The sequence below is a fragment of the Pseudomonas sp. NFACC14 genome (assembly GCF_900106885.1).
GTDB classification, from domain to species: Bacteria; Pseudomonadota; Gammaproteobacteria; order Pseudomonadales; family Pseudomonadaceae; genus Aquipseudomonas; species Aquipseudomonas fluorescens_AA.
In genome coordinates this window covers 58777-66888 of the sequence record NZ_FNOA01000029.1, presented here as the reverse complement: position 1 = coordinate 66888, position 8112 = coordinate 58777, and the positions used below count along the sequence as shown (strand labels likewise).

The 8112-nt window shown below is 62.1% G+C and carries 10 protein-coding genes; all 10 read right to left on the bottom strand.

All coding sequences use genetic code 11. The features are described from left to right. Window positions 1–58: 58 nt before the first annotated feature. Window positions 59–1111, bottom strand: coding sequence for a histidinol-phosphate transaminase (gene hisC, locus BLU85_RS27555; protein ID WP_092205012.1), 1053 nt, complete (start codon window positions 1109–1111; stop codon window positions 59–61). A gap of 1 nt (window position 1112) precedes the next feature. After that, complete coding sequence (hisD, locus tag BLU85_RS27550; protein WP_092205011.1) at window positions 1113–2450, bottom strand: histidinol dehydrogenase; 1338 nt, start codon at window positions 2448–2450, stop codon at window positions 1113–1115. Window positions 2451–2573: 123 nt separating this feature from the next. After that, the gene (gene hisG / locus BLU85_RS27545) at window positions 2574–3209 is read right to left on the bottom strand and encodes an ATP phosphoribosyltransferase (protein ID WP_003197870.1); all 636 of its coding nucleotides are present in this window, start codon (window positions 3207–3209) and stop codon (window positions 2574–2576) included. Window positions 3210–3338: 129 nt separating this feature from the next. Beyond that, window positions 3339–4604 carry a UDP-N-acetylglucosamine 1-carboxyvinyltransferase gene (gene murA / locus BLU85_RS27540; protein WP_025211869.1) on the bottom strand — a complete coding sequence of 422 codons (1266 nt, stop codon included), beginning with the start codon at window positions 4602–4604 and terminating at the stop codon, window positions 3339–3341. Between the two features lie 22 nt (window positions 4605–4626). Further along, window positions 4627–4866: a BolA family protein gene (locus BLU85_RS27535; RefSeq protein WP_007953556.1), complete on the bottom strand. Its 240-nt coding sequence runs from the start codon at window positions 4864–4866 to the stop codon at window positions 4627–4629. A gap of 115 nt (window positions 4867–4981) precedes the next feature. Then, window positions 4982–5287 carry an STAS domain-containing protein gene (locus BLU85_RS27530; protein WP_092205013.1) on the bottom strand — a complete coding sequence of 102 codons (306 nt, stop codon included), beginning with the start codon at window positions 5285–5287 and terminating at the stop codon, window positions 4982–4984. Between the two features lie 8 nt (window positions 5288–5295). Beyond that, window positions 5296–5949 carry an MlaC/ttg2D family ABC transporter substrate-binding protein gene (locus tag BLU85_RS27525; RefSeq protein WP_060739150.1) on the bottom strand — a complete coding sequence of 218 codons (654 nt, stop codon included), beginning with the start codon at window positions 5947–5949 and terminating at the stop codon, window positions 5296–5298. Between the two features lie 11 nt (window positions 5950–5960). Then, complete coding sequence (mlaD, locus tag BLU85_RS27520) at window positions 5961–6428, bottom strand: outer membrane lipid asymmetry maintenance protein MlaD (protein ID WP_003178020.1); 468 nt, start codon at window positions 6426–6428, stop codon at window positions 5961–5963. Next, the gene (gene mlaE, locus BLU85_RS27515) at window positions 6428–7225 is read right to left on the bottom strand and encodes a lipid asymmetry maintenance ABC transporter permease subunit MlaE (RefSeq protein ID WP_092205010.1); all 798 of its coding nucleotides are present in this window, start codon (window positions 7223–7225) and stop codon (window positions 6428–6430) included. The genes mlaD and mlaE overlap by 1 nt, the downstream gene beginning before the upstream one ends. After that, window positions 7225–8034, bottom strand: a complete 810-nt coding sequence (locus BLU85_RS27510) for an ATP-binding cassette domain-containing protein (protein ID WP_092205009.1) — start codon at window positions 8032–8034, stop codon at window positions 7225–7227. Before BLU85_RS27510 ends, mlaE begins: the two co-directional genes overlap by 1 nt. Window positions 8035–8112: the final 78 nt, after the last annotated feature.

The window sequence follows — 8112 nt, the reverse complement described above, 5'->3', positions numbered from 1 at the left end:
AGTGACTGACACTACGCCTTCGCGAGCAAGTCCGCTCCCACAGGGTCAATGCAGGGTTTCAGAGTTCGCCGAGGGCTTCGATCAGGGCCTGGTTCTGCTCCGGTGTGCCGATGCTGATCCGTAGGAATTGGGCAATCCGCTCCTGCTTGAAGTGCCGCACGATCACCCCCTGCTCCCGCAGTTTCGCCGCCAAGCCCGCCGCATCGTGCCGGGGGTGGCGGGCGAAGATGAAGTTGGCCGCCGAGGGCAGCACTTCAAAGCCCTTGACTTCCAGTTGGGCCACAACCCATTCACGGTGCTCGATGACCAACCGGCAGGTCCGGTCGAAATGCTCGCGATCATCGAACGCCGCCGCGCCGCCGACGTTCGCCAGGCGATCCAGCGGGTAGGAGTTGAAGCTGTTCTTGATCCGCTCCAGCGCTTCGATCAGGTCCGGATGGCCCACCGCCAGGCCCACGCGCAGCCCCGCCAGCGAGCGGGACTTGGACAGTGTCTGGGTCACCAGCAGGTTCGGATAACGATCCACCAGGCTGATGGCCGTCTCGCCACCGAAGTCGATGTAGGCCTCGTCGACCACCACCACCGAATCCGGGCTGGCCTTGAGGATCCGCTCGACCGCGTCCAGCGCCAGCAGGCAGCCGGTGGGTGCGTTCGGGTTGGGGAAAATGATCCCGCCGTTGGGCTTGGCATAGTCCGCCGGATCGATCTGGAACTGTGCGTCGAGGGGCACGGCGTCGAACTGGATGCCATACAACCCGCAATACACCGGATAAAAGCTGTAGCTGATGTCCGGGAACAACAGCGGCTGGTCGTGCTGCAACAGACCGTGAAAGATGTGTGCCAGCACTTCATCCGAGCCGTTACCCAGGAACACCTGGTTGCTCTGCACGCCGTAGTAGCGGGCCACGGCGCCTTTGAGCAGGTCACTGTTGGGGTCCGGATACAGGCGCAGGTTGTCGTTCAGTTCGGTCTGCATCGCCGCCAGGGCCTTGGGCGATGGGCCGTAAGGGTTCTCGTTGGTGTTGAGCTTGACCAAGCGGGTCAGCTTCGGTTGCTCGCCCGGCACGTAGGGCACCAGGGTCTTGACGAACGGGCTCCAGAATTTACTCATTTCAGTTCCCCTGCCCTTCAACGGATTGCTCATCAAGAATGCGGAACTCGGCGCTGCGGGCGTGGGCGCTCAGCGATTCGCCACGGGCCAGCACCGAGGCGGTCTTGCCCAGTTCGGAAGCACCCTGCTCGGAGCAGAAGATGATCGACGAACGCTTCTGGAAGTCATACACCCCCAGCGGCGACGAAAAGCGGGCGGTGCCGGAAGTCGGCAACACGTGGTTGGGCCCCGCGCAATAATCGCCCAGTGCCTCGCTGGTGTGGCGGCCCATGAAGATCGCGCCGGCGTGGCGGATCTGTGGCAGCCAGGCTTGCGGATCGGCAACGGACAATTCCAGGTGTTCCGGCGCGATGCGGTTGGCGACCTCGATGGCCTGCGCCATGTCATCGACCTTGATCAGCGCCCCACGGCCGTTGATCGAGGTGTTGATGATCTCGGCGCGGTCCATGGTCGGCAGCAGCTTGTCGATGCTGGCAGCGACCTTGTCGAGGAACTCGGCGTCCGGGCTGACCAGGATCGCCTGGGCGTCTTCGTCGTGCTCGGCCTGGGAAAACAGGTCCATGGCGATCCAGTCCGGATCGGTCTGGCCGTCGCACACCACGAGGATTTCCGAAGGGCCCGCGATCATGTCGATGCCGACCTGGCCAAACACGTGACGCTTGGCGGTGGCGACATAGATATTGCCCGGCCCGACCACCTTGTCCACCCGTGGCACGCTTTCGGTGCCGTAGGCCAGCGCAGCCACGGCCTGGGCTCCGCCGATGGTGAATACCCGGTCCACCCCGGCGATGCAGGCGGCGGCCAGCACCAGCTCGTTGATTTCACCCCGCGGGGTCGGGACGACCATGACCACTTCGGTCACGCCGGCGACCTTGGCCGGGATGGCGTTCATCAGCACCGAGGATGGATACGACGCCTTGCCGCCCGGCACATACAGGCCGGCGCGATCCAGCGGCGTGACTTTCTGGCCCAGCACCGTGCCGTCGGCTTCGGTGTAGCTCCAGGAGTCCTGTTTCTGCCTTTCGTGATAGTCACGCACCCGCGACGCGGCTTTTTCCAGGGCTTCGCGCTGGGGCACGGTGATCCGGGTCAGGGCCAGTTCCAGGCGCTCGCGCGGCAGGATCAGGTCGGCCATGGACGCCACTTGCAGGCCGTCGAATTTCTGGGTGAACTCCACCAGGGCGGCATCGCCACGCTCGCGCACGGCCTTGATGATGTCCAGCACCCGCTGATTGACCGAGTCGTCAGACACGCTTTCCCAGCTCAGCAGATGATCCAGATGATGTGCGAAATCCGGATCGGCAGCGTTGAGTCGGCGAATCGAAGTGGGAGCGGTCATAGCGAGGGCCTCATTAATGGCAAATGCTCAGGCGCCCTAAGCTACCAGTCCATTCGCGTGGGCACCTGAGAAAATTGGCTATGACACGGATAGACGGGCGCGACTCGAGGTCGCGCAGGTGAATCAGCCGCGGTGTCGCGATTCCACTGCCTTGCGCAGAGTATCGATCAGAGCCTGGATACGAGCATGCTGCATTTTCATCGACGCCTTGTTGACGATCAACCGGGAGGTGATGTCAGCGATGAAATCCTGGGGTTCCAGACCGTTGGCCCTCAGGGTGTTGCCGGTGTCGACCACGTCGATGATCTTGTCCGCCAAGCCGATCAGCGGCGCCAGCTCCATCGAACCGTACAGCTTGATGATGTCGACCTGACGTCCCTGCTCGGCGTAATAACGCTTGGCAATGTTGACGAACTTGGTCGCCACGCGCAAACGCCCCTTGGGCTCCGGCGCGCCGACTTTACCGGCGGTCATCAGCTTGCAACGGGCGATCTGCAGGTCCAGGGGCTCGTACAGGCCCTGGCCGCCGTATTCCATCAGCACGTCCTTGCCGGCAACGCCCAGGTCGGCGGCACCATGTTCCACATAGGTCGGCACATCGGTGGCACGCACGATCAGCAAGCGCACATCGGCCTGGGTCGTGGGGATGATCAGCTTGCGGCTCTTGTCCGGATTCTCGGTCGGCACAATGCCCGCTTCAGCCAGAAGCGGCAGGGTGTCATCAAGGATGCGGCCCTTGGACAGTGCGATGGTCAACATGGGAAACGTCAGTCCTTATCAAGGTACTCATGCCCGGTCGCAAGCGGCGCCGGACACACATCGAGGGTGCAGACACCCTCGACCTGAAACGAAATCAACGGGCACATCCGTGTACCCATGCAGCCGGAACTAGCCCGGCACGCGGCGGATCTTGGCGCCGAGCATCTGCAGTTTTTCTTCGATGCACTCGTAGCCACGGTCGATGTGGTAGATGCGGTCGATCAGGGTATCGCCTTCGGCAACCAGGGCCGAGATGACCAGGCTGGCCGACGCCCGCAGGTCGGTGGCCATGACTGGCGCGCCCTTGAGCTTCTCGGTGCCGGTGACGATGGCCGTGTTGCCTTCGACCTGGATCTTGGCGCCCATGCGGTGCAGTTCGTAGACGTGCATGAAGCGGTTTTCGAAGATCGTCTCGATGACCGCGCCCGTGCCTTCGGCAATGGCGTTGAGGGAGATGAACTGCGCCTGCATGTCGGTCGGGAACGCCGGGTATGGAGCGGTCCGCACGTTGACAGCCTTGGGCCGCTTGCCGTGCATGTTCACTTCGATCCAGTCTTCGCCGCAGGTGACTTCGGCACCGGCTTCCTTGAGCTTCTCCAGGACGGCTTCGAGGATGGTCGGATCTGTGTCCTTGACCTTGACGCGGCCACCGGTGACCGCAGCGGCCACCAGGTAGGTGCCGGTTTCGATCCGATCCGGCATCACCTTGTAGGTGGCCGAATGCAGGCGCTCGACGCCATCGATGGTGATGGTGTCAGTGCCGGCACCGCTGATCTTGGCGCCCATGGCGATCAGGAAGTTCGCCAGGTCGACCACTTCAGGCTCGCGGGCGGCGTTTTGCAGCACGCTGCGGCCCTTGGCCAGTGCGGCGGCCATCATGATGTTCTCGGTACCGGTCACGCTGACGGTATCGAAGAAGAAGTTCGCGCCGCGCAAGCCGCCTTCCGGCGCCTTGGCCTTGATGTAGCCGCCTTCGACGTCGATCACCGCGCCCATGGCTTCCAGGCCGCGGATGTGCAGGTCCACCGGACGCGAGCCGATGGCGCAACCGCCAGGCAAGGCGACTTCGGCTTCACCGAAACGGGCGACCATCGGGCCCAGTACCAGGATCGACGCACGCATGGTCTTCACCAGCTCGTACGGGGCGATCAGGGTCTTGATGGTGCGTGGGTCGATCTCGACGCTGAGCTTCTCGTCGATCACCGGCTCGATGCCCATGCGGCCGAACAGCTCGATCATCGTGGTGATGTCGTGCAGGTGCGGCAGGTTGGCCACGGTCACAGGACCATCGCACAGCAGGGTTGCGGCCAGGATGGGCAGGGCGGAGTTCTTTGCCCCGGAAATACGGATTTCGCCATCAAGACGAACGCCGCCGGTAATAATCAGTTTATCCATAAGAATCTCGAGGCCCTTGGGCTCAGGTGCGCTCGGCCCAGGCCGCGCTGCTGAAAAATTTCATCGTGACCGCGTGGATGCTGCCATCGGCAATCCATGGGTTCAAATGGGCATAGATGCTCTGCTGGCGCTTCACTGGGCTCAATGCCGCCAGTTCATCGCTGATCACGTTCAGCTGGAAGTTGCAGCCTTCGCCTTCAACTTCCACCTGTGTACCAGGCAGCTTTCCTTCAAGGAAGCTCTTCACTTCTACAGCCTGCATGCTCAACCTCAATCGGCGCCCTGTGCGCGCGGGTCGCACATCATACAAAAAAGCCCCGCGCCTGCGAACCCCGCGAAGCAGGACTCTGACGGGGGGACTTTTCCAACAATGTGGGTCAGGGGTGCGCCAACAGCTCGGTCAGCTCGCTGACCTGGGCTATTTCGCGCATGTCTTCGGGCATCCCACGGATGCTCCACGTTTTGCCGGCCGCCTTGGCGTCCCGCATGAAGCACAGCAGCAGCGACAAGCCGACACTGCTGGACTTCTGCACCGCCGAGCAGTCAATGACCACCTCGGTGGCACCGACGGACTTGATCAGCGCCTGGCCCTGCTTGCGCAAGGCCGGGCCGGTGCGGTAGTCCAGCACGCCACTGAGCAGCAGCTCACCCGCGTCGCCCAGACGAACGGCCGACTCACTCACCGACTCGATCATTGTTCCTGCTTCTCTTTGGCTTCTTCGGTCACTTCCTTGGCCTTGGCGACTTCGCCAGCCCAACCGTCGATGGTCTTGTCCAGGTCGTTGCCATTGCGCTGCATCGCGTCGGCGAACTGATCGCGGAACAGCTTGCCAATGTTGATGCCATTGATGATCACGTTGCGCACCTTCCACTCGCTGTTGATCTTCTCCAGCGTGTAGGAGACAGGATAGACCGCGCCGTTGTTGCCCTTGACCTGCATGTCGACGCTGGTGCGGGTACCGCTTTCATCCTTGGCCGGGGAGACGGTGATGCCCTGGTTGTTGTATTCCAGCAGGGCGTTGCCATAGAACTGCATCAGGCTGCGCTTGAAGTTCTCCTGGAAGCGGGTCATCTGCGCCGGGGTCGCCTTGCGCGAGTACTTGACGGTCATGATGCTCTTGGAGATGCCATCGGCGTCCACCACAGGGCCGACGATGCCGTTCAGCGCGTCATAGAACGCGCTGGGGTCTTGCTTGTACTTCTCTTTATTGGCGGCAAGGTCCGCCAACAACCGGGTGGTCGTGTCCTGGATGATGTCATGGGCCGAAGGCGCGGCCACGGCGTTGGCCATCAACGGCAGCGCCGCGAGCAACACCAACAGGCTACGTCGCAAGATAGAGATCATTCAAAAGCTCCTCATTTGGCGTCTTTGCTAACGGTATTGAGCAGGAATTTACCGATCAGGTCCTCGAGCACCAGGGACGACTGCGTGTCATGGATGACACCGCCGTCCTTGAGCACGGTGTCTTCCCCTCCCACGCTGATGCCAATGTATTTCTCGCCCAGCAGCCCGGCCGTGAGGATAGACGCCGTGGAGTCAGTCGGCAGGTTGTCCACGCGCTTTTCCAGCTGCAGCGTCACCCGACCGGTGAAATCCTCGCGGTTCAGATCGATTGCCGTGACCTTGCCGATGGTCACACCGGCCATGGTCACCTTGGCTCTGACCGTCAAACCGGCGATATTGTCAAAGTTGGCATAAAGTTTATAAGTATCGGTGCTTGCCGTCGGCGCCAGTCCACTGACCCGCAAGGCCAGCAGCAGCAAAGCCAGGATGCCAGCCAGCAAGAAAAGGCCGACACCGATTTCCAGGGTGCGGTTTTGCATCAGAAATCTCCAAACATCAAGGCGGTCAGAATAAAGTCGAGGCCCAGGACCGCCAGCGAGGCGTACACCACGGTCTTGGTTGTGGCACGGCTGATCCCCTCTGAAGTGGGCTCACAGTCATAGCCTTGAAACACGGCGATCCAGGTCACGACGAACGCGAACACGGCACTTTTGATCACGCCATTGAGGACATCATCGAGGAAGTCGACGCTGTTTTGCATGTTCGACCAGTAGGAACCTTCATAGACCCCCAGCCAGTCGACGGCCACCCAGGAGCCGCCCCAGATCCCCACGACGCTGAAAATCATCGCCAGCACCGGGAGGGAAATGAAGCCGGCCCACAGGCGCGGGGCAATGATGTACTTGAGTGGATCGACACCGATCATTTCCAGGCTGGACAACTGCTCGGTGGATTTCATGTTACCGATTTCAGCCGTCAGCGCCGAACCGGCTCGCCCGGCGAACAGCAGCGCCGTCACCACCGGACCCAGCTCACGCAGCAACGTCAGGGCGACCATCTGCCCGACCGCCTGCTCCGAACCGTAGCTGGACAGAATGCTGAAGCCCTGCAGCGCCAACACCATGCCGATGAAGATCCCGGAGACCACGATGATCACCAGGGACATCACGCCCACCGAGTGCAGCTGCTTGACCAGCAGGCCAAAGCCGCCGCCCGTCGCGCTGCGACCGAGCAAGGCGTGCATCAGGAACAGCGAGGAACGGCCCAGCACCGCCACCACATCGATGCCGGAGCGACCGAACAGACGAACTCTTTCCAACAGTGATTTCTTGCGCATCAGCGCTTCCCCAGCAGATCGGTACGGTAATCCGTGGCCGGAAAATGGAACGCCACCGGCCCGTCCGGATCACCCTTCATGAATTGGCGAATGCGCGGGTTGTCCGAATCCGCCAGTTCCTGCGGTGTGCCCTGCCCCAACACCTGGCCGTCGCCGACCACATAGATGTAGTCGGCAATGCTGGCGGTTTCGGCCAGGTCATGGGAGACCACGATACTGGTGATGCCCAGCGCATCGTTGAGCAGGCGGATCAGCCGCACGAGCACCCCCATGGCGATCGGGTCCTGGCCGACGAAGGGTTCGTCGTACATGAGGATCTTCGGATCGAGGGCAATCGCCCGCGCCAGCGCGACCCGCCGCTTCATGCCGCCGGACAGCTCGTCGGGCATCAGGTCGATGGCGCCACGCAGCCCGACGGCCTGCAACTTGAGCAGGACGATGTCGCGGATCATCTCTTCCGGCAGGTCGGTATGGACCCGCAGCGGAAACGCCACGTTCTCGAACACATCGAGGTCGGTGAACAGCGCGCCGCTCTGGAACAGCACGCCCATGTGCTTGCGCGCATCGAACAGGTCGCTGCGAGACAATTGGGGAAGATTCTGGCCATTGACCCAGACTTCGCCGGCGCTGGGACGCAGCTGCGCGCCCATTAGCCGCAACAGCGTGGTCTTGCCACACCCGGAGGGCCCCATGATGCCGGTGACCTTGCCCCGTGGTATGCGAATATCGATGTCATTGAAAATGCTGCGCGTCCCTCGCTTGAAGGACAGTCCCTTCAGCTCGACCGCGTAGGCGTTGTCGGCACTCATCTAAACTCCTTGCGATGCAGCCTCACATTCGAATGCCCCGGGCAGCCGACAAGCGCCGGTACCGCCGGGCACACGAAC

What these genes read in the sequence shown, in the direction of transcription:
- BLU85_RS27510 (WP_092205009.1), bottom strand. Translation starts at nt 8,034, where the DNA reads ATGAGTGCCGACAACGCCTACGCGGTCGAGCTGAAGGGACTGTCCTTC.
- murA (WP_025211869.1), bottom strand. Translation starts at nt 4,604, where the DNA reads ATGGATAAACTGATTATTACCGGCGGCGTTCGTCTTGATGGCGAAATC.
- BLU85_RS27525 (WP_060739150.1), bottom strand. Translation starts at nt 5,949, where the DNA reads ATGATCTCTATCTTGCGACGTAGCCTGTTGGTGTTGCTCGCGGCGCTG.
- BLU85_RS27535 (WP_007953556.1), bottom strand. Translation starts at nt 4,866, where the DNA reads ATGCAGGCTGTAGAAGTGAAGAGCTTCCTTGAAGGAAAGCTGCCTGGT.
- hisC (WP_092205012.1), bottom strand. Translation starts at nt 1,111, where the DNA reads ATGAGTAAATTCTGGAGCCCGTTCGTCAAGACCCTGGTGCCCTACGTG.
- hisG (WP_003197870.1), bottom strand. Translation starts at nt 3,209, where the DNA reads ATGTTGACCATCGCACTGTCCAAGGGCCGCATCCTTGATGACACCCTG.
- mlaE (WP_092205010.1), bottom strand. Translation starts at nt 7,225, where the DNA reads ATGCGCAAGAAATCACTGTTGGAAAGAGTTCGTCTGTTCGGTCGCTCC.
- mlaD (WP_003178020.1), bottom strand. Translation starts at nt 6,428, where the DNA reads ATGCAAAACCGCACCCTGGAAATCGGTGTCGGCCTTTTCTTGCTGGCT.
- hisD (WP_092205011.1), bottom strand. Translation starts at nt 2,450, where the DNA reads ATGACCGCTCCCACTTCGATTCGCCGACTCAACGCTGCCGATCCGGAT.